This window comes from Roseinatronobacter sp. S2 (assembly GCF_029581395.1).
Classification (GTDB): Bacteria; Pseudomonadota; Alphaproteobacteria; order Rhodobacterales; family Rhodobacteraceae; genus Roseinatronobacter.
In genome coordinates this window covers 858,447-880,198 of the sequence record NZ_CP121113.1, presented here as the reverse complement: position 1 = coordinate 880,198, position 21,752 = coordinate 858,447, and the positions used below count along the sequence as shown (strand labels likewise).

Here is a 21,752-nt window from a genome sequence, read left to right as displayed (position 1 = left end):
GCGGCGGAACATGCCCGCTTGACTGACCGTCACAAAGGCGTGCCGGTATAGCCTTCGGCAAACAGCTTGCGTGCGGACGGGTCGGTGGCCAGCATCTCAAGCTCGACCCGCTGCATCTGGCGGTCATAGTCGGAATGCTCAGGAAAGCTGTGCATCATGGTGGTGACAGACCATGAAAACCGCATGGCCTTCCAGATGCGCGCCAATGCTTTTTGTGAATAGCCGTCCAGCCCGCTTGGATCATTGTCGTTGTAATGGGAAAGCAGCCCTTGCGACAGATAATGAACATCTGACGTGGCAAGGTTCAGCCCCTTGGCCCCTGTCGGGGGCACAATATGCGCCGCATCCCCGCACAGGAACAGCGCCCCCCAACGCAGCGGTTCGGACACGAAACTGCGCAACGGCGCGATAGATTTCTCGATCGACGGACCTGTGACCAGATCGGCGGCGACATCTTGCGGCAGGCGCGCTTTCAATTCGGCCCAGAACGCATCGTCGGACCAGTCCTCGACCTTGTCGGTCAGGGGAACCTGAATGTAGTAACGCGACAGCATCTCGTTGCGCATGGACGCCAGTGCAAACCCGCGCGGGTGGTTGGCGTAGATCAGCTCATCGCGCACAGGCGGCGTTTCAGACAACACGCCCAGCCAGCCGAACGGATACACTTTTTCATATTCGCGACGCACATCATCCGGGATCGTGCGGCGGCTGACACCGTGAAACCCGTCACATCCGGCAATGAAATCACACTCCAGCCGGTGCGATGTGCCATCCTTGTCCCATGTGACATGGGGCGCGGCCCCCTTTACGTCATGCAAAACCACATTCTCGACACCGTGGATATGGGTCGCGCCCAGCGCGTCCTGCGCCTCGTACAGGTCGCGTGTTACTTCGGTCTGGCCATAGACCATGACCTTGTGACCACAGGCTTCCTGAAAATCCACGCGGATCATCTGCTGGTCACTGGCTAGATAACAGCCATGATGTGCGAACCCTTCGCGGTCCATCCGTTCGCCAGCGCCTGCCTGATGCAACAGATCGACAGTGGAGCGTTCCAGAACGCCCGCACGAATACGCGACAACACATGCGCGCGGCTTTGGCGTTCCAGCACAACAGTCCCAATTCCCGCCTTGTTCAGCAGTTGCGACAGCAACAACCCCGACGGCCCACCCCCGATGATGGCAACCTGCGTGCGCATGAAACATCCTTCCCTTAATTTCTTTATCTGATGCTCATATTATACGCGGGCATCACAACGGGAATGGATTAGTAAGGCCATTTATGGTATTATTACGCCATGCAACCCCAAACACACCCGACACAGGACATACCCGCCTGGCACTTGTATGGCGAACGCGCACCATTCCCTGATCTGGTGCATATGGAGCGCATAATTGACCGTGCCGCAGGGCTTGACTGGCAGATAAGACCGCACCGGCACACACATTTGTTGCAGATCTTTCTGTTGCTATCCGGCCAGATCACCTTTCATGCCGAAGGGCAAAGCCGCAGCCTTGTTCCCCCCGTAGCGCTGTGCCTGCCGCCGACTGCGGTTCACGGGTTCGACTTTTCGGCGGGAACGGAAGGGTGGGTGCTAAGCCTGCCTGTGCAGAACTTTCCGGAATTTCTGGCCGATGGGGCGGAACTGGCATTCATTTTGCAAGCGCCTGCGGCATTCACCCCTGGCACACCGGTTCATGACAGTTTTATGCGGCTGTTTGATGTCTGGTCGGGCAACGAGCGTTTTCGCAGCACAGAGTTGCGCTGCGTGTTGGGGCAGATTCTGTGCACCTTGTTCAGGGATCAAGGCATACCGCCTGCCGCCGATCTGAAGCGCAGCGACCCCAGAATTACCAAATTCCAGTCGTTGATTGCCGTGCATGCCAACGCGCATTGGGCAGTGTCGCGCTATGCACACGAACTGGGTATGTCGACACGCAATCTGGGCCGGTTGTGCAAACAGCACACAGGGCTGTCCCCGCAGGCCATGATCGAGGCCCATCTGATGCGTGAAGCCGCCCGCCTTCTGGCCTATACCCGGATGAGCGCGCAAAGCATTGCCCACAGGTTGGGATATGATGACCCCAGCTATTTCAACCGGCGCTTCCGGGCCTTTGCGAACATGTCGCCGGGCGCATACCGGCGCAGGCTGGAGCAATAGGCCCATCGCGTCAGATGGCGGCCGCAGAGGGGATCGGTTCTGAACTTTTGCTGAAGCTGGGGCATGGGTAAAGCCCGCGCCAGCGGTGGGCCGGGGTCTGCCCATCTGGCGTTTGAGGGATGCAGTTTATGCAGGCGGCATATTCCTGTGTTCAATGGCTTGGCATGTCGCTGGCCAAATCGGCAGGCCGCGGGACGGCCCACCGCTGGCGCGGCGGCCTGCGGCCTTTGCTCCGCGCCTTGCAAATACTCAAGTGGCCGCTTCAGACCAAACAACCCTACGGCTACACCTACCGGCGTTGGGCCAAGATACGGGTGCGCATGACTTCGGACGCGGCAAGCTGGGATTGCGCGGATAATGTCGCAGTCCAGTCGGTCAACCCGCGAGAGGCATCAAGCAGATCCAGCGCCTGCGGCAGTGAAATCCCGTCTTCACGCGCGCGCGCAAGTGCGGCCTTGACCACGTCCTGCGCTTCGGGGCGTGGCATATATGCGGCCAATGCGAAACTTGCGGCCTCTGCCAATGCGGCCCCATTTCCGGCGTCCAGTTGCGCAGCCATGCGCGCAGGATCAGCCGTCACGCTTTGGATCAGGCCCAGCGCGTGGCGCAGCGCGGCGGCAGTTGCGATTCCCATTTGCGGCAAGGCCAGCCATTCCAGCGCCCATGCGGCCCCGTCACGTTCTTCCAGCGGGCTGGCCGCGCGGGCAAGGGCGGGCTGCAAACAGGCGATCCAGTCGGCCAGCGTGATAACCGCCTCGGCGGCGACAGGGTTTGATTTCTGGGGCATCGTGGACGACCCGCCGCCTTGTCCGGCGCGGGCCTCGGATATTTCGGACCGGCCCATAATGACCAGATCACGCGCCGCTTTCGCCAGTGCGGCCGACACCGCAGCCAACCAGCCACCAAGTGCAACAATGGCCGAACGGTCGGTATGCCAGCAAGGGCCATCCGCCAGATCCAACTGCTGCGCCAGGGCGGCAGACAGCGCCGCCGCATGCCCCCCAACGGCACTGGCAGACCCGGACGCGCCACCAAACTGCACGCGCAACAAACGCGCGCGCAAATCAGGCAATGCCTGTTCCAACGCGATCAACGGCTGCGCCCATGTGGCAATGCGCAAACCAAAACTGATGGGCGTGGCCACCTGACTGCGCGTGCGCCCTGCCATCAGCGTTTGCGCATGTCCATCACTTGCCGATTGCAGCGCGTCCAGCACCTGCGCAACCCGCGCGGCCAGCAAATCCAGCATATCGCGCCATTGCAGGGCATGCGCGCAATCGACAATATCCTGACTGGTCGCGCCCCAATGCACAAACTGGCCATCCTGTCCCAGTTCGGCCTGCAAGCGCTTGACCAATGCCGGCACCGGAACACCGGCAGCGGCAGTTCCCGCACCCAGATCCTGCGGGTCGATGTGGGTTTGCGACAACACGCGCGATATGCGTCCGGCGCTGTCCTGCGGGATAAGCCCCACACTGCCGCAGGCGCGGGCCAAGGCCCCCTCGACCGTGATCATATGCGCCACAAAACGGGTTTCAGACAGGATTTCAGCCGCGTCTGCGTCCCCCAGCAATGGCCCTAACAGCGCGCTGTCAAACGGACTGGGCGTCATGTGCGCAATGGCAGGTTCAGAATGTCGCGCGCCTGTTGCCATGTCGCGACCGGACGATCATATTTCGTGCACAGTTCCGCCACACGCGCCACCAATGCGGCATTGGAGGGCGCCAGCCGGTCACGGTCCAGCCGCACATTGTCTTCCAGCCCGGTGCGGGTATGCCCGCCGCGCGCGATGGCCCATTCATTCACCACAATCTGGTTCGGTCCAATACCCGCAGCACACCACAGCGCATCAGGGGCAAACCGTTTCAGCGTTTCGATATAGATGTCCAAAATACGCTCATCCGCGATCATGGCGTTTTTCACACCCATGACGAATTGCACATAAAGCGGCTGTTTCAAACGGCCATCGCCCGCCATCCTGGCGGCCTGAATGATATGCGACAAATCGAATGCCTCAATCTCGGGCATAACATCGTATTTCAGCATCTCGGATGCCAGCCAGTCCACCAAGTCAGGCGGGTTTTCATACACGCGTGTCGGAAAATTATTCGACCCCACGGACAGCGAGGCCATGTCGGGGCGCAAGGGCAACATGCCACCGCGCGCCTGACCCGCGCCAGAGCGCCCGCCGGTGGATAGCTGGATGATCATGCCGGGGCAGTGTTTCTCCAGCCCCTCTTTCAGGCGCGCGAATTTATCGGGGTCCGATGACGGGGTTTCATCCTCATTGCGCACATGGCAATGCGCAATGCTCGCGCCCGCCTCGAACGCTTCTTGCGTGCTTTCAATCTGTTCGGCGATGGTCACGGGCACGGCGGGGTTATTCGCCTTGGTCGGCACCGAACCGGTGATGGCCACAGCGATGATGCAAGGATTGGTCATGACGGGTACGTCCTTTATTCGCGCGCTTTGATGTCATGCGCCTTGCCCTGTGTCTGCTGCAACAGGGCAAGGCGCAGGTCTGCTTACATGTCCAGAAACACGGTTTCGCCATCGCCTTGCAAGCGAATATCGAACCTGTATTGCCCCGGGCCGGTCTTTTTGGCGATCAGCGTGTCCACACGCGGGCGCTGTTCAATACGCGCCAGAATGGGGTCTTTGCTGTTATCCTCATCCTCAAAGTAGATGCGGGTTTGCAGGCCGATATTGATACCGCGCGCGACAATCCAAAGGACAATATGCGGCGCTTGCAGGGTGCCGTCGCTGGTGGCAACACACCCCGGTTTGACGGTGCGCAGACAAAACTCGCCGCTTTCGGCATCGACCGCAAACCGGCAAAATCCCGAAACCTTGGGGTCGGCGCCGTCCTGCCCTGCAAATCTGCCCTGTGCATCCGGCTGCCAGCTTTCGATCAGCGCATCGCGCATGGCCCAGCCCGTTCCATCATAGACAGAGCCTGTAATCTCGATCACATCGCCCTGCGCACCTTCCGCAATCGGGCTTGTGCCGAATTCATCGTCAAAGGTGTCTGCGTTGCCCGCATAGGTCGGCATCATACCGATATGCACATAGGGTCCGGCAGTCTGCGACGGGGTTTCTTGCAGCATGTTAAGTTTCTGAACCATGATCACATCCCTTCCGGTTTGTTTTCGAACATGCTTTGGCGGCGGCCCCGCAGCACGATGTCGAACTTATAGGCCAGATAATCCAGCGGTTTCGACGCTGCCATATCCAGCGGGGCCACCAGACGGTCCAGTTGCGCGCGGTCCTTGATGGTTGCCGCGATCGGGCAAATCGGGATCAGCGGGTCGCCCTCAAAATACATCTGGGTGATCAGGCGCTGGCCAAAGCTGTGGCCGAATACCGAAATATGGATATGCATGGGCCGCCAGTCATTGCCGCGGTTCGGCCAGGGGTAGGCGCCGGGGCGAATGGTCAGGAACTGGTAGCGTCCCTGCGCGTCCGTCAGCGTGCGGCCACATCCGCCGAAATTGGGGTCAAGCGGGGCCAGATAGCCATCTTTCTTATGGCGGTAACGCCCGCCCGCATTGGCCTGCCAGATTTCAACAAGCGTGTCGGGCACAGCGCGGCCATGTTCATCCAGCACGCGCCCATGCATCAAAATACGTTCGCCCACTGCGGGGGCCGCGCCGCGCGTCCAGTTCAGGATCAGGTTGTTGTCCAACGCGCCAAAACGGGCATGTCCGAAACGTGGTCCGGTTTCTTCGGACGGGGTTGAATCCATCGACAGAAGCGGCAGGTTCGGGGACCGTGCCACGCTGGTTTTATAGCCCGGATCATAGGGGTCGGGGTGTATCGCGCGGTTGCGCGGAATCAATGGTCCATCAAGCATTGTTTGCCGCCTCCATCTCGGCAAAGGTGGCTTTCGCCAGTTTTATCGCGTGATTTGCACGCGGAACGCCCGCATAGATCGCCACATGCTGGAACGCTTCCATGACATCGCGCGCGCTTGCGCCGGTTTGCGCGGTTGCGCGGATATGCATGGGAATTTCTTCGAAATTGCCGGTCGCGGCCAGCAAGGCCAATGTCAGCATCGACCGTTCACGGCGGCTTATCGCATCTGATGCCCAGACGGTGCCCCACGCGCTTTCGGTGATCAATGTCTGAAACGGCGTGTCCAGATCGCTGCGGGCCGCTTCGGCACGGTCGACATGGGCATCCCCCAAAACACTGCGCCGCACCGACATTCCGGTGTCATAACGGTTGGTCATGCTGTCTCCTTCAGGAAAGTTGCGATCAGCGCGGCCACCCGCGCGGGATTTTCCACGCAAGGCAGGTGCCCTGCCCCGTCAATCAGATGAAACGGTGCGCCCATCAGATCGGCAGTGGCCCGCACCAGTTCCGGCGGCGTTGCGCCATCCTCGCTTCCGGCCATGGCGATTGCGGGCAGATCCAGCGCGCGGGTCGCTTCCGTCAGGTCCGCGCCCGCAATGGCCGCGCAGCAGCCTGCATACCCGTCGCGCGTTGTGCGGCACAGCATATTGCGCCACACCGCCAGTTGGCCCGCATGGTCGCGGTGAAAGGCGGGCGCAAACCAGCGCGCCAGAACCCCGTCGGCAAGCGGCGCAATGCCGTTATCGTGCACGGCCTTGATGCGATCAGTCCACATCTGTTCAGGACCAATGCGCGCCGCCGTATCCATCAGCACAATGCCGCGCACCAGATCGGGGCGCGCATGGGCCAGCCCCTGGGCAATCATACCGCCAATGGACAATCCGACAATGACCGCTTTCGTGACCTGCAATTCATCCAGAACCGCCGCCGCATCGGCCACCAACGCATCCATCGTATAAGGGGCGGGCGGCGCGTCCGACAGGCCGTGCCCGCGCTTGTCATACCGGATCAGCCGCAGCCCGTCCGGCAACAGCGGTAAAACCGCATCCCACACACGCAAGTCGGTTCCCAATGAATTGGCGAACAGCACAGGCACCCCATTGCGTCGACCTTCATCGCGGATATGCAGCACTATGTTATTGTGAATGACTGTTTTCATAAGGGCATTCTACACATCCAGCTGCGGGATAAAATTATATTCTTCGCTTTATATCATAACCCCTAGGTTATGAAAAACCGCCAGTCACGCGATTCAACACAAAGAAGTCTGCCTTATGTAGATTATTCTTGCGAATGACTTTCATTTACATATATTGCCCGCATCACCGAACCTACAGGAGTCACAATGCACCGCCCCATTACATTTACCACCGCACTTGCACTGGCACTGGGCCTTGCGCCCAATGCCATGGCCGATGAGGCACCGCTGAAAGTTCTGGCAACAATCGGCATGATCGCAGATGTGGCACGCAATGTTGCAGACCCTTGTGTTGATATATCAACGCTGATCGGTACGGGCACCGACCCGCATGACTACTCCGCCACACCGCGCGATGTGCAGGCCCTTGCAGGTGCGGAACTGATCTTTTACGTCGATCCCGCACTGGAAGAACGGCTTGCGGGTGTCTTGCAGGATTTCTCGGACCGCACACCGACCGTCGGGCTGATTGCAGCAACTTTCGATGATGCCGATCTGCTGGCAGACCCGGATGCCCCCGGAACGCTTGACCCGCATCTGTGGATGGATGTCAGCCGCTGGGCAAGGATTGCGCCTGTCATCGCCGATGCCATCACCGATTTGCGGCCCGCCTGCGCGCACACCATCCAGACCGGTCTTGATGACTACCTGGTGCAGCTGGATGCCCTGCATAACTGGGTGGGCGACACCATTGCGACCATTCCACAAGATCAGCGCATGCTGATTACCGCGCATGATGCCTTCGCCTATTATTCTGCCGCATATGGCATCGAAGCGTCAGAAGCGATCGAAGGCATAAGCACCACATCAGAGGCCAGCATTCGCGACATCCGCGATGTCGCGGCCTTCGTCGTGGACAATAACGTGCCCGCAGTTTTCGTGGAAACCACGCTGAACCCGCGCACGATTGATGCGCTGATTGCCGAAGTGCAATCCTTGGGGCATGATGTCACCCTTGGGGGGGAATTGTATTCCGATGCAATGGGCGATGACGGCACCGCCGATGGAACCTATATCGGGATGATCCGCCATAACACGGCAACCATCGCGCAGGCACTTGGCGGCACAGTGCCCCCGCTGCCAGACGCGCTGCACGCATGGGCAGAAACATGGGATATGGCACACTGATCCTGGTGTGCTATCTGCAATCCAGCCGCAGTCCGCACCGGACTGCGGCCTTGCGCCCAAGAAAGACAAACAATGCGCGACGACAACCTGCACGAGCCTCAATTCGCCCTTCATGTTGAAGATCTGACCGTAACCTATGGCGCAGATCCCGCGCTTTGGGACATTGATCTGGATATTCCGCCGGGGGTGATGGCGGCGATTGTCGGGCCGAACGGATCTGGCAAATCAACGCTGTTGAAAACCGCGCTGGGGCTGGTGCGGCCTGTCGCGGGGCATGTCCGTTTTCTGGGCCGTCCGGTGCGCCAGATGCGCGGCCAGATCGGTTATGTCCCCCAACGCCACAGCGTTGACTGGGATTTTCCGACAACGGCGCGCGATGTGGTCGAAATGGGCCTTTATGGCAAAATTGGCTGGTTCCGCCGCCCGAATGCGGCAGATCGCGCGCGCGCACTGGATGCGCTGCGCGAACTTGGCATGCAGGACTATGCCGACCGTCAGATCAGCCAGCTTTCGGGCGGGCAACAGCAGCGTGTGTTCATTGCCCGCGCGCTGGTGCAGGATGCCCCGATCCTGATTCTTGATGAACCCATGGCCGGTGTGGACGCCGCAACCGAAGCCGTGATCATCGACCTGTTGCACCGCCTGCGCGCACAGGGGCGCACCATCATCGTGGTGCATCATGATCTGACAACGGTGCAAAGTTATTTCGACTGGCTGGTGATGATGAATGTTCGTATCATCGCGCAAGGACCGGTTGCCGAAACCTATACGCCCGAAAACCTGCGCGCCACCTACGGGCGGCAACTGGCCATGATTGCATCGGGCGCGACCACAGAGACGGGTGCAGATACGGGCACAGATACGGACACGGGCACACAGAAATGACCGCGCTTTTGTCCAGCAATATCGTGCAGACCGTGCTGTTCGGTGCGGCCTTGCTGGGCGCCATCAGCGGCATGCTGGGGGCCTTTGCCGTGCTGCGCCAGCAAAGCCTGCTGGGGGACGCACTTAGTCACGCCGCCCTGCCGGGTGTGTGCCTTGGGTTTCTTGTGGCGGGCGGGCGCGATCTGGGCAGTGTGCTGGCGGGTGCGTTTTTCACCGGCGCGCTGGCGGCATTGATCATGCAACTGATTGTGCGGCGCACCACCCTGAAAACCGACGCGGCGCTGGGAATTGTGCTGAGTGTGTTTTTCGCAGTTGGCGTTGTGGCATTGACCTATATTCAGGGCCAAGGCGGGGCGGCTTCGGCGGGGTTGACGACCTTTCTGTTCGGGCAGGCCGCCGCGATCCTGCGCAGTGATCTTTGGATCATGGGCGCAGGCGGGCTGGCGGCGCTGGCACTGGTGCTGGCCCTGTGGAAGGAATTCAAGCTGGTCAGTTTTGATGCGGATTTCGCGCGCGCCCAAGGGCTGCCGGTGACATGGATCGAAGGCGCGCTGACCGTGATGGTGGCCTTCGCCATCGTCATCGGCCTGCAACTGGTGGGCGTTGTGCTGATGGTTGCCCTGCTGATTGCCCCTGCGGCGGCTGCGCGGCAATGGACCCGCGCGCTAGGTTCCATGGTGGTGCTGTCTGCCGCATTTGGGGCGACAGCGGGCGCATTGGGGGCGTTGATCAGCGCGTCTGCGCGCGGGCTTGCAACAGGGCCGGTTGTCGTGCTGATTGCGACTGCTTTTGTGGTGATCTCCATGTTGGTGGCACCACGGCGCGGGCTGATCTGGCAGGCACTGGCCGCGCGCGCCATGCGCGCACGCATCAGCGAAGGGCGTGTTCTGACAGCCCTGCAAGACCTGGCAAATGCGCATGACGACACCGCCTACAAGGCAGAACGCGGCATGTTGAACACAGCACTGGGCGCAGCCCCCCACGCCATGCGGATACAGGCACTTGAACGGCGCGGCCTGATCCAGCAAGTCACCCACCCGCCCGAAACAACCCCCCATTGGGAACTGACCAAGGCCGGACATGCCGAAGCGCGCGCCTTGTCAGGCACACCGACAGATGCAGACAAGGACACCCCATGATTGACGCCTATTTTGCATCAATCCCGGCCATGATCATGACCACCGGCATTCTGGTTGGCGCATCGGGCGCATTGCTGGGCAGTTTTCTTGTGCTGCGCGGCAATTCCATGCTGACCGATGCCATAAGCCATTCGATTGTATTGGGGATCATCGTGGTCTGGATGCTGACGGGCCACCTGACCGGCCCTTTCCAGATACTGGGTGCGGCAGTCACAGGGTTGCTGACGGTGGTTCTGTCCGAAGCGCTTGCAAAATCGGGGCTGGTCAAGATGGATGCCGCAATCGGGCTGATCTTTCCGGCATTATTTGCAGCAGGGGTCATCCTGATTTCACTGAACGCGCGCAATGTGCATATTGATGTGGACACGGTGCTTCTGGGCGAAATCGGGTTTGTGTGGCTGCATACACTGACACTGGGGGGCGTGCGTATTCCGGTTGCTGTGGCCACGTTAAGTGTCGTTTTCGCGGTCAATCTGGCCTTTGTTCTGGCCTTCTGGAAGGAACTGAAACTGACCACATTCGATGCCGGTCTGGCGGCGGCGCTGGGGCTGTTTCCGGGGGTATTGCATTATGCGATCCTGACCCTGACCAGCGTGACCGCCGTTGCGGCCTTTGACGCGGTGGGCGCTATTTTGTTCATCGCATTTGTGATTGTGCCGCCTGCAACGGCCTATCTGCTGACACGCCGACTGTGGCTTATGGTCGTGCTGGCGGTCACAATTTCGGTGCTGTCCTGCGTCACCGGATATCTGCTGGCGGTTTACTGGAACGTGTCGATCGGGGGCATGATGGCCGCGACGACGGGCGTTTGGTTCGCGCTGGCCTTGTTGCTGGCACCGGGCCGCGGGCTGGTATCGCAGGCGCTGCGCCAAGGTTCGGAACGGCTGGACCATGACTGCCGGACATTGGTTGCCCATCTATACACCCATCAAGACAGCCCCGACATGCCGGAAGAAAACACCCGCCGCGCCTTGACCGACCACCTGCGCTGGTCGGAACACCGTGCACGCGCCACGATATTGCGCGCACTGGACCGCGACCTGATAGAGCGCCGCGACGGTTTGCTGGCATTGCGCCCCAAAGGTCAGGCCGTAGCCGAAGGAATATTTGCGCGCCATCACAAATCCCAGACCGCCTGAAGCACACTGCATATCGGCCTTGACTATTCCGACTTTTTTGATAGGTTTTAGATAACACCAAGCCAACCGTCAGGTCAGCCCGGTTCAAACGCAATTCCGGCACATGCAGCCGGACTGTTTCGGGCGCTGAACATGACACTGAGCACATCGCAAATGCCCCGGAAAATGGCCCCCCGAACCGAACGGTATCGTGGAACCTGCGACCACCAGTGCCGCGCCGAAGTTCTGGAGTTGTTTTGCGATGAACCCTGCACCTGCTTGCCCGAACATTCCGCGTTGACAGATTGGCTGTTATTTCAAAGCACCGTATCTGTGAACACTCCATGACCGAAAAGCAGATGCGCACCGAAATGGACATGGACACCCGATGCGACACACAATTCAGCGGTGCCGCACCTGATCCTGAATTGCCTTGTCACGACGCAGCCATCCTGACAAACGGGGGGGCAACTGCGCACATCGCCCTTGACGGGCAGGTATATACACTGCGCATCACCCGGACGCGAAAACTTATCTTGACCAAATAGCCCAGCCAGTTGCCCCGCCCCGGGGCCAGTCAGGACCACAAGAATGAGCAAGATCCCCTCGCCCTGCATTGACGTGTGCAAATTCAAACGCGAAGGTCACTGCATCGGATGTTCGATGACCAAGCCGCAGAAATCCATGTTCAAGAAGCTGAAAAAAGAAACGCACCAGAGGGCCTTTCTGGACCTTCTGATGCATCAGCAAAACGATCTTGGAAAATACCGCCACTGGCCAGACGCCTATCGCAAGCGTTGCGAGAAGAAAGGCGTTAAAGCGCCGTTTTAGCAGATATCAACCCAAGTGCGCGCGCAGCAACCATGCAAATTTTTCATGAACCTGCCCGCGCCCGATGGCCAGATCCTGCGTCAGCAGGTCGCCATGTTCTTCGGCAACGGCAGCGGCACCCGCAAGCGTTGCGGCCAGCGTATCCTGCGCCTTGGCCATGGTTTCGATCATCACCTCGGCGCTGGCATTCCCGTCATGCTCTGCCACTTTGGAACGCTTGAGCATACGTGAAAGCTGCCCTTCGGCATGTCCGCCAAGCGCTTTCACGCGTTCGGCCAGATCGTCCTGTGCAACGAAGTGATCCTCATAGATTTTCTGGAACATATCATGCAGCGGCCCAAAGGCCATGCCGGTGACATTCCAGTGAAAGTTCTGCGCAAGCATTGTGGTGACGGCGGTTTCCGCCACGCATTGGTTCAGCGCTTCGCAAATGGCTTCTTGTGCGCTGGGGGTCAGTTGTTGTGCTGTCTGGGTCATAAGGAACCCTCCTGTCATTCAACGAATCATGGATTATGCAACACGGGACTGGCTTGCGACACTGCTGGCTACCCGCTTGCAATCAAGATAAGCGAGGCGCGCGCGCGTTTCAAGCTTTTTTAGAAAGATTCTAAAACTTACGAATTTAATCAGGTTTCAGGCGGCTTACGCGTTGCATCATCTGTGCGGTCAGCCACCCCACATGACGGCGCAAATGCAAAGGCAGGCGCGCACGCAGCAAAAATGCCGTGCTGGCGCGGTCATCACGCGAAATCGCATCCATAAGCGCCAATAGCCAGTTTTCATCGAACGAACATTCGGTCGCGCCCAAGCGGTGGATAACCGGCCCATGCGCCAGACCTTGCGCCAGAACGCGCAACAACGCATCAGCATAGGGCTGCGCGCCTTCATGCGGGGCGTTTTGCAGCACCGCGCAAGCCTCGAACGGTTCCAGACGGGCCTTGGCGCGACATTGCCGCATCAGGACACGCAGCATCGACAACGCGGCCATGTGGCTTTCGTTACGGCCCCACGGCTGTGGTGCATTCGGTGCAACTATCTGCTTTTGCAAACCCATCAAGACGCCCCCTTCATACCCGACTGATATAGTATGGAATAAGGCATCTGACCAGAGGGTTTGTGCATATCCCCCCGCACAAACAGTTAATCAGGCACGTTTGCCAAGCTGCGCCACCCCCAAAACAGACAAAACTTTGGCTTCAATATCGGGCGCGTTCATTGCTGCGGCGGCATACATGTCATGCGGGCTGGCTTGATCTATGAACGTATCAGGCAGCACCATGGACCGGTATTTCAGCCCCGTATCGAACACGCCTTCATCCGCCAGAAGTTGCGCCACATGACTGCCGAAGCCGCCAATGGCCCCTTCTTCAATGGTGATCAGCGCTTCATGATTGACCGCAAGTTGCAAAATAAGGTCACGGTCCAGCGGCTTGGCAAAACGTGCATCTGCAACCGTGGGGGTAATTCCCCTGGCCGCCAGCGCTTCGCACGCCAGCAACACTTCGCTCAGGCGCGTGCCAAAGGACAGGATGGCCACCCGCGATCCTTCGCGGATCATCCGCCCCTTGCCAATTTCCAGCACCTGCCCGCGTTCGGGCATGTCCACGCCGGTGCCTTCGCCGCGTGGAAAGCGAAACGCAATAGGGCCGTCATCATGGGAAACGGCGGTGGCGACCATATGCACCAGTTCCGCCTCATCTGCGGCGGCCATCACCACCATGCCGGGCAGGTTGGCCAGAAAGGCCACGTCAAAACTGCCCGCATGGGTCGCGCCATCCGCCCCCACCAGCCCTGCGCGGTCAATCGCAAACCGCACCGGCAGACGCTGGATCGCCACATCATGCACGACCTGATCATACCCGCGCTGCAAGAATGTCGAATACAGCGCGCAGAACGGTTTCATGCCCCCGGCCGCCAGCCCCGCGCAAAAGGTAACGCCGTGCTGCTCGGCAATGGCCACATCAAACATGCGCTTCGGGAACTGGCGCGCGAACAGGTCCAGCCCCGTTCCGTCAGGCATTGCAGCGGTGACCGCGACAACCTTGTCGTCGCGGCGGGCCTCGGCGATCAGCGCCTCGGCAAAAACCTTGGTGTAGCTTGGCGCATTCGACGGGGCCTTGTGCTGCTTGCCCGACACCATGTCGAACTTGGCACGCGCATGCCCGCGATCTGCCGCCCCTTCGGCAGGGGCATAGCCCTTGCCTTTTTTCGTCAGGACATGAATCAACATGGGTTCATCCGCGCGTTCGCGCAGGGTGCGCAGCACCCATAGCAACTGGTCCAGATCATGCCCGTCAATCGGACCAAGGTAGTTAAAGCCCAACTCCTCGAACAAGGTGCCGCCGACGGTCGCGTGCTTCAGCAAGTCCTTGGCGCGGCGCGCCCCTTCCTGAAGCGGCCCGGGCAGCAGGCTGAAGGCACCTTTCATGGCATGCTTGATGTCCTGCACCGGCTTTTCGGCATAAAGCCGCGACAGATAGCTGGACATCGCACCCGTAGGGGGTGCAATCGACATTTCATTGTCGTTCAGGATGACAAACATGCGCCGCCCCAGATGGCCTGCATTGTTCAGCGCCTCATAGGCCATGCCCGCGCTGATGGCCCCGTCGCCGATAACCGCAATGGCATCGCCCAGGGCGGGGTCGGGTGCGCCGCCCAACTCGCGCGCCATGGTAAAGCCCAGCGCGGCTGAAATGCTGGTCGAACTATGCGCAGCCCCGAACGGGTCATAGGGCGATTCCGATCGTTTGGTGAACCCCGACAGCCCGTCTTTCTGACGAAGGGAGCGCATCCGGTCGCGCCGCCCTGTCAGGATTTTATGCGGATAGGATTGATGCGATACATCCCAGATCAACCGGTCACGCGGCGTGTCGAATACCGCATGCAACGCCACCGTCAGTTCCACCACCCCCAGACCGGCCCCCAGATGCCCGCCGGTTTCCGACACAACCGCAATGGTTTCCGCGCGCAACTCATCCGCAAGCTGGCGCAATTCACGGTCGCTTAGCCGCTTCAAATCAGCGGGCGAGGTTACTTTATCCAGTAGCGGTGTCTGCGGCATGGCGGTTCCTTTCCCCTGCGCGGCGCATTCCCTTTGGCACGGCCTTCAGGTTTGCCGTGCGATAACGAATTGCGCGGCCTGCCGCAACACATCAGCCTGCGCACCGTATGGGTCAAGGGCCGCTTGCGCCTGCGCGACAAGATCACGCGCACGCGCCTTTGCCCCGTCCAGCCCCAACAACGACACAAAAGTGGCCTTGCCTGCCGCTTCATCCTTTTGCAGGCGCTTGCCCGCAAGGGCGGGATCGCCCTCGACATCCAGAATGTCATCGGCAATCTGGAAGGCCAGCCCCAATGCATGGGCATAGGCCGCAAGCGCGCCGGTATCGGCCCCCGCCATGCGCGGCCCCGCACATGCGGACCATTCGATAAGCGCGCCGGTCTTGCACGCTTGCAATTGCGTGATCTGCGCCAGCGTCAGGGGGGCGGGTGACGTTTCCGCCGCAATATCCAGCGCCTGCCCCAGCACCATGCCCGCCGCCCCCGATGCCTGCGCGAGAGTGGCCAGCAAGGCCAGCCGCGCTTGCGGGGTTGGCGCCGCATCATCGCGGGCCAGCAGGCCAAAGGCCAGCGCCTGCAATGCATCGCCCACCAGAATGGCGGTCGCTTCGTCCCATTTCACATGCACTGTGGGCTGACCACGGCGCAGGCTGTCATCATCCATCGCGGGCAGATCATCATGCACCAGTGAATAGGCATGCACCGCCTCTATTGCGGCGGCGGGCTGCACAGCCAGTTCCCGCCCCACCCCGTGCAGGCGCGCCCCCTCCAGCACCAGAAACCCGCGCAGTTTCTTGCCACCGCGCGCGGTATAGGCCATGGCATCGCGCACTGTGCTTGCAGGTTGGGTAACTATTTCGGCCTGCAATCGTGCCTCGGTCACACTGGCGGCATCGGCCAGCCGAACGACAAAGCCGGTCATGCGGAAAACGGCTCCGTCCCTTCGGGGGTGCCGTTTTCGGACAGGCGGATCGCTTCAACCCGCATCTGCGCCGCGTTCAGGCGTTCTTCGCATTGCTTTTTCAGCTTAGCGCCGGTTTCATAAAGCGTGATCGACTGCTCCAGCGGGACATCGCCGCGTTCCAGCCGCGTGACAATATCTTCAAGCGCGCGCAGGGCTTCTTCGAAGCTCATTTCGGAAACGGGTTTATCTGTCATTCCTGCTGCTCCATCAAGACTGCTACATGCGCCGCGACCGACGCGGACAGCGCGGGCAGATCATAGCCCCCTTCCAGCACAGACACCACCCGGCCATCACAATGACGCGCAGCAATATCGCACAGCGCCCCCGTCACCCAGGCGAAATCGCGCTCCGACAGTTCAAGCTGCGCCAGGGGGTCATCGCGATGGGCATCAAACCCCGCCGAAATCAGCACCAGTTCGGGGGCGAAACGGTCAAGCTGCGGCAACACGATATCTTCATAGACACGCCGGAATGATGCACCACCGGTGCCCGGTGCCAGCGGCACATTCATGACATTGCCATGCGCGCCGCGTTCATCCGCGCCCCCCGTGCCGGGCCAAAGCGGCATCTGGTGGCTGGAAATGAACAACGCGCGGGACTCGTCCCAAAGCAGATCTTGCGTGCCATTGCCGTGATGCACATCGAAATCCACAACCGCCACGCGCGACAGGCCGTGCTGTTCCATGGCGTGACGCGCCGCAATCGCAACAGTTCCGAACAGGCAAAACCCCATTGGTGTGGATGTTTCAGCATGGTGCCCCGGCGGGCGCATACCGACAAAGGCATTCCGCGCATCGCCGCGCAAAACCATATCTACGCCCAGACAGGCCCCGCCAGCTGCACGCAGCGCGGCATTCAGCGACCCGTTTGATACATGCGTATCTGCATCCAGCTGATATATGCCTGCGGCCGGAATCGCGCGGCGGATACGGTCCAGATAGGGTTCTGGATGACAGCGCAGCAACTGCGCATCACTGGCCAAAGGGGCATCATGTCGCATCAGGGCCGCGAATTCAGCGCCGCCAAGCGCTGCCTCGATGGCGGCCATTCTTGCCGCCTGTTCAGGGTGACCAGCGGGTGTCTGGTGCAGTTGCGCATCGGGATGGGTGATATATGCTGTCGTCATGGCCGAACGCTAGACGATTGCCTGCCACGGGGAAAGAGTGATTTTGCGCGCGCACAGCGCTTGTTCACAGACCGCGTCAGTGGCACTGTAGCGTTTAACGCCCATATGTCGAATACAAGAAGGCCCGCAACAGGCATGACCCAATCGCCCGCAATTCTGACACCGCCGCAGCACGAGCACCGCTTTTTCACCGATCCCGAACACGCGGTCGCCCACCTTGAAGCCCTGTATTGCGAAGCACTGGATTTTCTGGTGCAAGGGTTCAACCATACCGCCAGCGGCAATGTGGCCGCGCACAGATACCGTGCCTTCTATCCCGAAATCAGGCTTGTCACCACGCGCTTTGACCGCATCGATTCCCGACTAAGTTTCGGCCATGTCGCGGAACCCGGCATATATGCCACCACGGTGACCCGCCCAGACCTGTTCCGTCACTACCTGAAACAACAAATCGGCTTGTTGATGCGCAATCACAATGTGCCCGTCAGCATTGGCCCGTCGGACACACCGATACCGCTGCATTTTGCCATGGCGGGGCGCGGGGATATCGTGCTGCCGGAAAACGGCGAAATGACACTTTCGCTGCGCGATATATTTGACGTGCCGGACCTGTCGACCACCAATGATGATATCGTCAATGGCGACCGCGTGGCCAATGCCGACGGGTCACGACCGCTGGCGATATTCACGGCCCAAAGAATAGATTATTCGCTGGCACGCCTTGCGCATTATACGGCCACAGCGCCCGAACACTTCCAGAACCACATCCTGTTTACCAACTACCAGTTCTATGTCGATGAATTCGAGGATTTTGCCCGCGCCCAACTGCGTGACCCCGACAGCGGCTACACCTCCTTCATCGCGCCCGGCAATGTGGAAGTGACGGACCCTGATGTGGACATCCCCACACTGGCACGCCTGCCGCAAATGCCCACATACCACCTGAAGCGCAAGCATGGCGCGGGGATCACGCTGGTCAATATCGGGGTTGGCCCGTCCAATGCCAAAACCGCCACCGACCATATTGCCGTGCTGCGCCCGCATGCGTGGCTGATGGTGGGCCATTGCGCGGGCTTGCGCAACAGTCAGGCGCTGGGGGATTTCGTTCTGGCGCATGCCTATCTGCGCGAAGACAATGTGCTTGATGCGGATTTGCCCGTCTGGGTGCCCATCCCCGCGCTGGCCGAAATCCAGATCGCATTGCAAGACGCCGTGGCCGAGATTACGCAACTGGAGGGCTACGCGCTGAAGCAGATCATGCGCACGGGCACAGTCGCGACAATCGACAACCGCAACTGGGAATTGCGCGACCAGTCCGGCCCGGTGCAACGCCTGTCGCAATCGCGCGCCATCGGGCTGGATATGGAAAGTGCCACAATCGCGGCCAACGGCTTCCGCTTTCGTGTGCCCTATGGCACCCTGTTGTGTGTATCGGACAAGCCACTGCATGGGGAACTGAAACTGCCGGGCATGGCGTCCGACTTCTACAAGACCCAGGTGGCCCGCCATTTGCGCATCGGTATTCGCGCAATGGAGTCGCTGCGCGACATGCCGCTGGAGCGGATTCACAGCCGAAAACTGCGCAGTTTCAACGAAACTGCCTTTCTATAATGTAAGAAATCGGCAATTTCGGCGCAAAAGGCCGTTTTTTCTTGCCTTGGGGTGATTGTCAGCGGACATAAACTAGGGCTAGATGCGCAGCGAAAATATCAAGTGTCAGGGCCATTCGCGCCACGCACTCAATATCAGGAGAGTAAGATGACGACCAAACCGATGACCAAGACCCAGCTTGTCGCAGCACTTGCAGAAGAAATGGGTGCCGACAAGAAAACTGCATCCGCAGCAATCGATGCTGTATCGGCAGTTGTCCTGCGTGAGGTCGCAGCGGGCGGTGCAGTTACCCTGCCCGGAATCGGCAAGATCATGTGCCGCGCACGCCCCGAACGTCAGGTGCGCAACCCCGCCACCGGCGAAACCATGACCAAGCCTGCCGACAAGGCCGTGAAGGTCACTGTGGCAAAAGCCCTGAAGGACGCGGTCAACGACTAAGGACCAGCGCAGACTATCGCGTATCCGGGCAGGCGCTGTGCAGTGTCGCGCCCGGATATGCCAAGATGCCGACACAGCCGCACAAACACTGCCACGCTGCGACGCCCCCCAGACCAATCAGTTAAATCGCTTCACGCTTACGACCGGCTTAAACGGCCCTTGCGCCCGCCGCGCCGTTTGCCGATCAGCGCCTGACGCCCCGGCAGGTCTGCGATGACAGACTGACGCGCCTGCGGCGTCATCCGCGACCATTGCGAAATTTCGTCTATTGACCGCAAGCACCCCGTGCACAGCCGCGATTCAGGGTGGATGACGCAGACATTGATGCACGGGCTTTCAATTTCATCTCGTTTCCATACTGCGTCACTCATGTGAATATGCCCTTGGCGAAATCAGCGTTCTGCGCAAGATAATCCGGTGGCAGGGGCGGACCAGTGCCAAAACACGCACCCCTATACAGCCCGCCGCAACACCGCCAGCCTGTCCAGCGCGCCTTGCAAGATGACACCGGCCGCCACATGGTCAATCACCTCTGCGCGCCTGCGCCGCGATGTGTCGGCTTCCAGCAACGCGCGTTCGGCAGCAACCGTGGACAACCGTTCATCCCAGAACCCGATCGGAAGGTCCGTCAGCGCCGACAGGTTGCGCGCAAACGCACGGGTGGACTGGCAGCGCGGCCCCTCGGACCCGTCCATGTTGCGCGGCAGGCCCAGCACCAGCCCGCCCAGATCGCGCCCCGCCACAATATCCAGCAATGCCTGCGCATCCAGCCCGAACTTGCGCCGCCTTATAGTCTGCAACGGGCTGGCCACCGACAACATGCGGTCCGACACGGCAACCCCGATGGTCTTTTCACCAAGGTCCAGCCCCGCCAGCGCCTGCCGCACCGGCAACGCGGCCACAAACGCATCAAATTTCGAAAACACGGCCATCAGGGCGCCCCATCCAAAGAACTGCCCGCAGACAGGCCCACGTCTTCGGCCACAGCGTTGATCAGTGCCAGATCTTCGGCGCGCGCGGCGAACACGGTGCGCGCTTCCTGCAAAATCGCGGTTGCCTGTTCGCGCTGGTCCAGCACTGTCAGCGCCCGCACCAGTTGCGCCCAGTCATCTGCCGTGCCGCCGTCATTGGCCAGCCGCGCCGACAGCGACGCCACCATATCTTCGATCATCGCGGCGCGGTCCTCGCCGCTCATTTCCATGGCGGCATCAATATCGGCCGCACTTGGCGCGCGCCCGCCCGCCGATGCAGGCGCAGGGCGCGGCGGCAACTGATAGCGCGGCTCGCCCGAAATCTGCGCCAGTTCCGGCAGGGATGCGCGAATCTCCGGCATCCAGGGCGCATCGCCCGCGCTTTGGTCATGCAGCCTGCGCCACACGCGGAATGTCAGGTCGGGCCGCCCTGTCTGCGCATACATCCGCCCCGTATAATACAGGGCCACCCCGTTGGCGGGATCGCGCCGCAATATCTGCTCGATCACCTCCTCGGCCTCGGGCGACACCATGCCGCCTGCCGCCAGCACCAGCAAATCCAGCCAGAACGCATATTCCTGCGCATCCGCATCATCGCCGCGCAATTCTACCACCCGCGCCTGCGCCACCGCCGCCGCCGGAAAATTCCCCAGCCGCGATTCGTTTTGCGCCAGCAGGATATGCCCGCGCACATCATCGGGGCGGTTTGCCAGTGCCTCGCGCAGTTGCGCCACCATCGGTTCCAGATCGGCGCGGTCCTCAAAATCCGGCGCATCAGGGCGCATCTCGGCAAAATCGGCCTCTAGCTGCGCCTGACTGGGGCGGTCTGCGCGCGCGGCGTCCGCATCGGCATGGCGCGCGGCCAGCGGCTGGTCGGGGTAATTCACCGCGCCATAGGTCAGATACAGCCACCCTGCCCCCGCCAGCAGCACACCGATCACGCCCACCATAACAGCGCGCATACGCGGCGATGACGGCACGCCCGCCCCGCGCCCCCCCTTATCCAGATCAAGAATGCGGCGCTGGATTTCCAGACGCAGGCGGTCCGCCTCTGCCTGCTCCAATGTGCCGCGCGACAGGTCGCGGTCCACTTCGCGCAACTGGTCGCGGTAAACCCGCATCGCGCGTTCCACCCCGTCCGCCGCGCCACCGGTGCGCGCCCGCGACACCGCGCGCAACAACACAACGACCACCATGACCGCGATGACGACAAATCCTGCTATCTGGCCGACGACTGCCATAAGGCCCCCTATACTATATACCTGC

25 protein-coding genes are annotated in these 21,752 nt (G+C 60.7%); 9 read left to right on the top strand and 16 right to left on the bottom strand.

The genetic code is table 11. The annotated features are described in order from the left end of the window. Positions 1-29: 29 nt before the first annotated feature. Complete coding sequence (gene pobA, locus P8S53_RS04165; RefSeq protein WP_277805906.1) at positions 30-1,199, bottom strand: 4-hydroxybenzoate 3-monooxygenase; 1,170 nt, start codon at positions 1,197-1,199, stop codon at positions 30-32. 99 nt (positions 1,200-1,298) lie between these two features. On the opposite strand from pobA, the gene P8S53_RS04160 reads away from it, so the two are divergent. Then, a complete protein-coding gene (locus P8S53_RS04160) occupies positions 1,299-2,162 on the top strand; it encodes a helix-turn-helix domain-containing protein (protein ID WP_277805905.1) in 864 nt (287 codons plus the stop codon). Positions 2,163-2,451: 289 nt separating this feature from the next. On the opposite strand, the gene P8S53_RS04155 is transcribed toward P8S53_RS04160, so the two are convergent. From P8S53_RS04155 to pcaD, 6 genes are all read right to left on the bottom strand, one after another. After that, a complete protein-coding gene (locus tag P8S53_RS04155) occupies positions 2,452-3,774 on the bottom strand; it encodes a lyase family protein (RefSeq protein ID WP_277805904.1) in 1,323 nt (440 codons plus the stop codon). Beyond that, on the bottom strand, positions 3,771-4,604 hold the full coding sequence (locus P8S53_RS04150; RefSeq protein WP_277805903.1) for a 3-keto-5-aminohexanoate cleavage protein: 834 nt from the start codon (positions 4,602-4,604) through the stop codon (positions 3,771-3,773). The genes P8S53_RS04155 and P8S53_RS04150 overlap by 4 nt, the downstream gene beginning before the upstream one ends. A gap of 83 nt (positions 4,605-4,687) precedes the next feature. Continuing rightward, a complete protein-coding gene (pcaG, locus tag P8S53_RS04145) occupies positions 4,688-5,287 on the bottom strand; it encodes a protocatechuate 3,4-dioxygenase subunit alpha (protein WP_277805902.1) in 600 nt (199 codons plus the stop codon). A gap of 2 nt (positions 5,288-5,289) precedes the next feature. Next, on the bottom strand, positions 5,290-6,015 hold the full coding sequence (pcaH, locus tag P8S53_RS04140; RefSeq protein WP_277805901.1) for a protocatechuate 3,4-dioxygenase subunit beta: 726 nt from the start codon (positions 6,013-6,015) through the stop codon (positions 5,290-5,292). Further along, entirely contained in the window at positions 6,008-6,394 is a 387-nt protein-coding gene (gene pcaC / locus P8S53_RS04135; protein ID WP_277805900.1) for a 4-carboxymuconolactone decarboxylase, read from the bottom strand. Before pcaC ends, pcaH begins: the two co-directional genes overlap by 8 nt. Further along, complete coding sequence (gene pcaD / locus P8S53_RS04130) at positions 6,391-7,176, bottom strand: 3-oxoadipate enol-lactonase (protein WP_277805899.1); 786 nt, start codon at positions 7,174-7,176, stop codon at positions 6,391-6,393. The genes pcaC and pcaD overlap by 4 nt, the downstream gene beginning before the upstream one ends. A 186-nt stretch (positions 7,177-7,362) precedes the next feature. Here pcaD and P8S53_RS04125 point away from each other — a divergent pair, with 186 nt between their 5' ends. The 6 genes from P8S53_RS04125 to P8S53_RS04105 all read left to right on the top strand — a co-directional run bounded on the left by P8S53_RS04125 (position 7,363) and on the right by P8S53_RS04105 (position 12,316). Then, positions 7,363-8,343, top strand: coding sequence for a metal ABC transporter solute-binding protein, Zn/Mn family (locus P8S53_RS04125; RefSeq protein ID WP_277805898.1), 981 nt, complete (start codon positions 7,363-7,365; stop codon positions 8,341-8,343). A gap of 72 nt (positions 8,344-8,415) precedes the next feature. After that, positions 8,416-9,228, top strand: coding sequence for a metal ABC transporter ATP-binding protein (locus P8S53_RS04120; RefSeq protein ID WP_277805897.1), 813 nt, complete (start codon positions 8,416-8,418; stop codon positions 9,226-9,228). After that, entirely contained in the window at positions 9,225-10,367 is a 1,143-nt protein-coding gene (locus P8S53_RS04115) for a metal ABC transporter permease (protein WP_277805896.1), read from the top strand. Before P8S53_RS04120 ends, P8S53_RS04115 begins: the two co-directional genes overlap by 4 nt. Next, a complete protein-coding gene (locus tag P8S53_RS04110) occupies positions 10,364-11,506 on the top strand; it encodes a metal ABC transporter permease (protein ID WP_277805895.1) in 1,143 nt (380 codons plus the stop codon). Before P8S53_RS04115 ends, P8S53_RS04110 begins: the two co-directional genes overlap by 4 nt. A gap of 356 nt (positions 11,507-11,862) precedes the next feature. Beyond that, positions 11,863-12,033, top strand: a complete 171-nt coding sequence (gene hemP, locus P8S53_RS21285) for a hemin uptake protein HemP (protein WP_306417875.1) — start codon at positions 11,863-11,865, stop codon at positions 12,031-12,033. Positions 12,034-12,076: 43 nt separating this feature from the next. Continuing rightward, positions 12,077-12,316 (top strand): DUF1289 domain-containing protein, encoded by a 240-nt coding sequence (locus P8S53_RS04105; RefSeq protein ID WP_277805894.1) that lies wholly within the window; start codon positions 12,077-12,079, stop codon positions 12,314-12,316. A 6-nt stretch (positions 12,317-12,322) separates the two neighbouring features. Here P8S53_RS04105 and P8S53_RS04100 read toward each other — a convergent pair whose 3' ends face one another. The 6 genes from P8S53_RS04100 to P8S53_RS04075 all read right to left on the bottom strand — a co-directional run bounded on the left by P8S53_RS04100 (position 12,323) and on the right by P8S53_RS04075 (position 17,466). Continuing rightward, the gene (locus tag P8S53_RS04100) at positions 12,323-12,793 is read right to left on the bottom strand and encodes a Dps family protein (RefSeq protein WP_277805893.1); all 471 of its coding nucleotides are present in this window, start codon (positions 12,791-12,793) and stop codon (positions 12,323-12,325) included. A 145-nt stretch (positions 12,794-12,938) separates the two neighbouring features. Beyond that, entirely contained in the window at positions 12,939-13,370 is a 432-nt protein-coding gene (locus tag P8S53_RS04095; protein ID WP_277805892.1) for a hypothetical protein, read from the bottom strand. A 90-nt stretch (positions 13,371-13,460) separates the two neighbouring features. Next, the gene (dxs, locus tag P8S53_RS04090) at positions 13,461-15,377 is read right to left on the bottom strand and encodes a 1-deoxy-D-xylulose-5-phosphate synthase (RefSeq protein WP_277805891.1); all 1,917 of its coding nucleotides are present in this window, start codon (positions 15,375-15,377) and stop codon (positions 13,461-13,463) included. A gap of 45 nt (positions 15,378-15,422) precedes the next feature. Further along, positions 15,423-16,298 (bottom strand): polyprenyl synthetase family protein, encoded by an 876-nt coding sequence (locus P8S53_RS04085; RefSeq protein ID WP_277805890.1) that lies wholly within the window; start codon positions 16,296-16,298, stop codon positions 15,423-15,425. Beyond that, entirely contained in the window at positions 16,295-16,534 is a 240-nt protein-coding gene (locus tag P8S53_RS04080) for an exodeoxyribonuclease VII small subunit (protein WP_277805889.1), read from the bottom strand. Before P8S53_RS04080 ends, P8S53_RS04085 begins: the two co-directional genes overlap by 4 nt. Beyond that, on the bottom strand, positions 16,531-17,466 hold the full coding sequence (locus P8S53_RS04075) for a histone deacetylase family protein (protein ID WP_277805888.1): 936 nt from the start codon (positions 17,464-17,466) through the stop codon (positions 16,531-16,533). The genes P8S53_RS04080 and P8S53_RS04075 overlap by 4 nt, the downstream gene beginning before the upstream one ends. A 135-nt stretch (positions 17,467-17,601) precedes the next feature. Here P8S53_RS04075 and P8S53_RS04070 point away from each other — a divergent pair, with 135 nt between their 5' ends. Together P8S53_RS04070 and P8S53_RS04065 are read left to right on the top strand one after the other, a co-directional pair. Continuing rightward, positions 17,602-19,077, top strand: a complete 1,476-nt coding sequence (locus P8S53_RS04070) for an AMP nucleosidase (protein ID WP_277805887.1) — start codon at positions 17,602-17,604, stop codon at positions 19,075-19,077. A 147-nt stretch (positions 19,078-19,224) separates the two neighbouring features. After that, entirely contained in the window at positions 19,225-19,515 is a 291-nt protein-coding gene (locus P8S53_RS04065) for an HU family DNA-binding protein (RefSeq protein ID WP_274350020.1), read from the top strand. 137 nt (positions 19,516-19,652) lie between these two features. On the opposite strand, the gene P8S53_RS04060 is transcribed toward P8S53_RS04065, so the two are convergent. From P8S53_RS04060 to ccmI, 3 genes are all read right to left on the bottom strand, one after another. Continuing rightward, the gene (locus tag P8S53_RS04060; RefSeq protein WP_277805886.1) at positions 19,653-19,886 is read right to left on the bottom strand and encodes a DUF1289 domain-containing protein; all 234 of its coding nucleotides are present in this window, start codon (positions 19,884-19,886) and stop codon (positions 19,653-19,655) included. Positions 19,887-19,967: 81 nt separating this feature from the next. Beyond that, positions 19,968-20,447, bottom strand: coding sequence for a Holliday junction resolvase RuvX (ruvX, locus tag P8S53_RS04055; RefSeq protein WP_277805885.1), 480 nt, complete (start codon positions 20,445-20,447; stop codon positions 19,968-19,970). Continuing rightward, the gene (gene ccmI, locus P8S53_RS04050; RefSeq protein ID WP_277805884.1) at positions 20,447-21,727 is read right to left on the bottom strand and encodes a c-type cytochrome biogenesis protein CcmI; all 1,281 of its coding nucleotides are present in this window, start codon (positions 21,725-21,727) and stop codon (positions 20,447-20,449) included. The genes ruvX and ccmI overlap by 1 nt, the downstream gene beginning before the upstream one ends. Between the last annotated feature and the right edge of the window lie 25 nt (positions 21,728-21,752).

Excerpts from the sequence above, each read along its gene's own strand:
- pobA (WP_277805906.1), bottom strand. The coding sequence starts at position 1,199 with ATGCGCACGCAGGTTGCCATCATCGGGGGTGGGCCGTCGGGGTTGTTG.
- P8S53_RS04160 (WP_277805905.1), top strand. The coding sequence starts at position 1,299 with ATGCAACCCCAAACACACCCGACACAGGACATACCCGCCTGGCACTTG.
- P8S53_RS04155 (WP_277805904.1), bottom strand. The coding sequence starts at position 3,774 with ATGACGCCCAGTCCGTTTGACAGCGCGCTGTTAGGGCCATTGCTGGGG.
- P8S53_RS04150 (WP_277805903.1), bottom strand. The coding sequence starts at position 4,604 with ATGACCAATCCTTGCATCATCGCTGTGGCCATCACCGGTTCGGTGCCG.
- pcaG (WP_277805902.1), bottom strand. The coding sequence starts at position 5,287 with ATGGTTCAGAAACTTAACATGCTGCAAGAAACCCCGTCGCAGACTGCC.
- pcaH (WP_277805901.1), bottom strand. The coding sequence starts at position 6,015 with ATGCTTGATGGACCATTGATTCCGCGCAACCGCGCGATACACCCCGAC.
- pcaC (WP_277805900.1), bottom strand. The coding sequence starts at position 6,394 with ATGACCAACCGTTATGACACCGGAATGTCGGTGCGGCGCAGTGTTTTG.
- pcaD (WP_277805899.1), bottom strand. The coding sequence starts at position 7,176 with ATGAAAACAGTCATTCACAATAACATAGTGCTGCATATCCGCGATGAA.
- P8S53_RS04125 (WP_277805898.1), top strand. The coding sequence starts at position 7,363 with ATGCACCGCCCCATTACATTTACCACCGCACTTGCACTGGCACTGGGC.
- P8S53_RS04120 (WP_277805897.1), top strand. The coding sequence starts at position 8,416 with ATGCGCGACGACAACCTGCACGAGCCTCAATTCGCCCTTCATGTTGAA.
- P8S53_RS04115 (WP_277805896.1), top strand. The coding sequence starts at position 9,225 with ATGACCGCGCTTTTGTCCAGCAATATCGTGCAGACCGTGCTGTTCGGT.
- P8S53_RS04110 (WP_277805895.1), top strand. The coding sequence starts at position 10,364 with ATGATTGACGCCTATTTTGCATCAATCCCGGCCATGATCATGACCACC.
- hemP (WP_306417875.1), top strand. The coding sequence starts at position 11,863 with ATGGACACCCGATGCGACACACAATTCAGCGGTGCCGCACCTGATCCT.
- P8S53_RS04105 (WP_277805894.1), top strand. The coding sequence starts at position 12,077 with ATGAGCAAGATCCCCTCGCCCTGCATTGACGTGTGCAAATTCAAACGC.
- P8S53_RS04100 (WP_277805893.1), bottom strand. The coding sequence starts at position 12,793 with ATGACCCAGACAGCACAACAACTGACCCCCAGCGCACAAGAAGCCATT.
- P8S53_RS04095 (WP_277805892.1), bottom strand. The coding sequence starts at position 13,370 with ATGGGTTTGCAAAAGCAGATAGTTGCACCGAATGCACCACAGCCGTGG.
- dxs (WP_277805891.1), bottom strand. The coding sequence starts at position 15,377 with ATGCCGCAGACACCGCTACTGGATAAAGTAACCTCGCCCGCTGATTTG.
- P8S53_RS04085 (WP_277805890.1), bottom strand. The coding sequence starts at position 16,298 with ATGACCGGCTTTGTCGTTCGGCTGGCCGATGCCGCCAGTGTGACCGAG.
- P8S53_RS04080 (WP_277805889.1), bottom strand. The coding sequence starts at position 16,534 with ATGACAGATAAACCCGTTTCCGAAATGAGCTTCGAAGAAGCCCTGCGC.
- P8S53_RS04075 (WP_277805888.1), bottom strand. The coding sequence starts at position 17,466 with ATGACGACAGCATATATCACCCATCCCGATGCGCAACTGCACCAGACA.
- P8S53_RS04070 (WP_277805887.1), top strand. The coding sequence starts at position 17,602 with ATGACCCAATCGCCCGCAATTCTGACACCGCCGCAGCACGAGCACCGC.
- P8S53_RS04065 (WP_274350020.1), top strand. The coding sequence starts at position 19,225 with ATGACGACCAAACCGATGACCAAGACCCAGCTTGTCGCAGCACTTGCA.
- P8S53_RS04060 (WP_277805886.1), bottom strand. The coding sequence starts at position 19,886 with ATGAGTGACGCAGTATGGAAACGAGATGAAATTGAAAGCCCGTGCATC.
- ruvX (WP_277805885.1), bottom strand. The coding sequence starts at position 20,447 with ATGGCCGTGTTTTCGAAATTTGATGCGTTTGTGGCCGCGTTGCCGGTG.
- ccmI (WP_277805884.1), bottom strand. The coding sequence starts at position 21,727 with ATGGCAGTCGTCGGCCAGATAGCAGGATTTGTCGTCATCGCGGTCATG.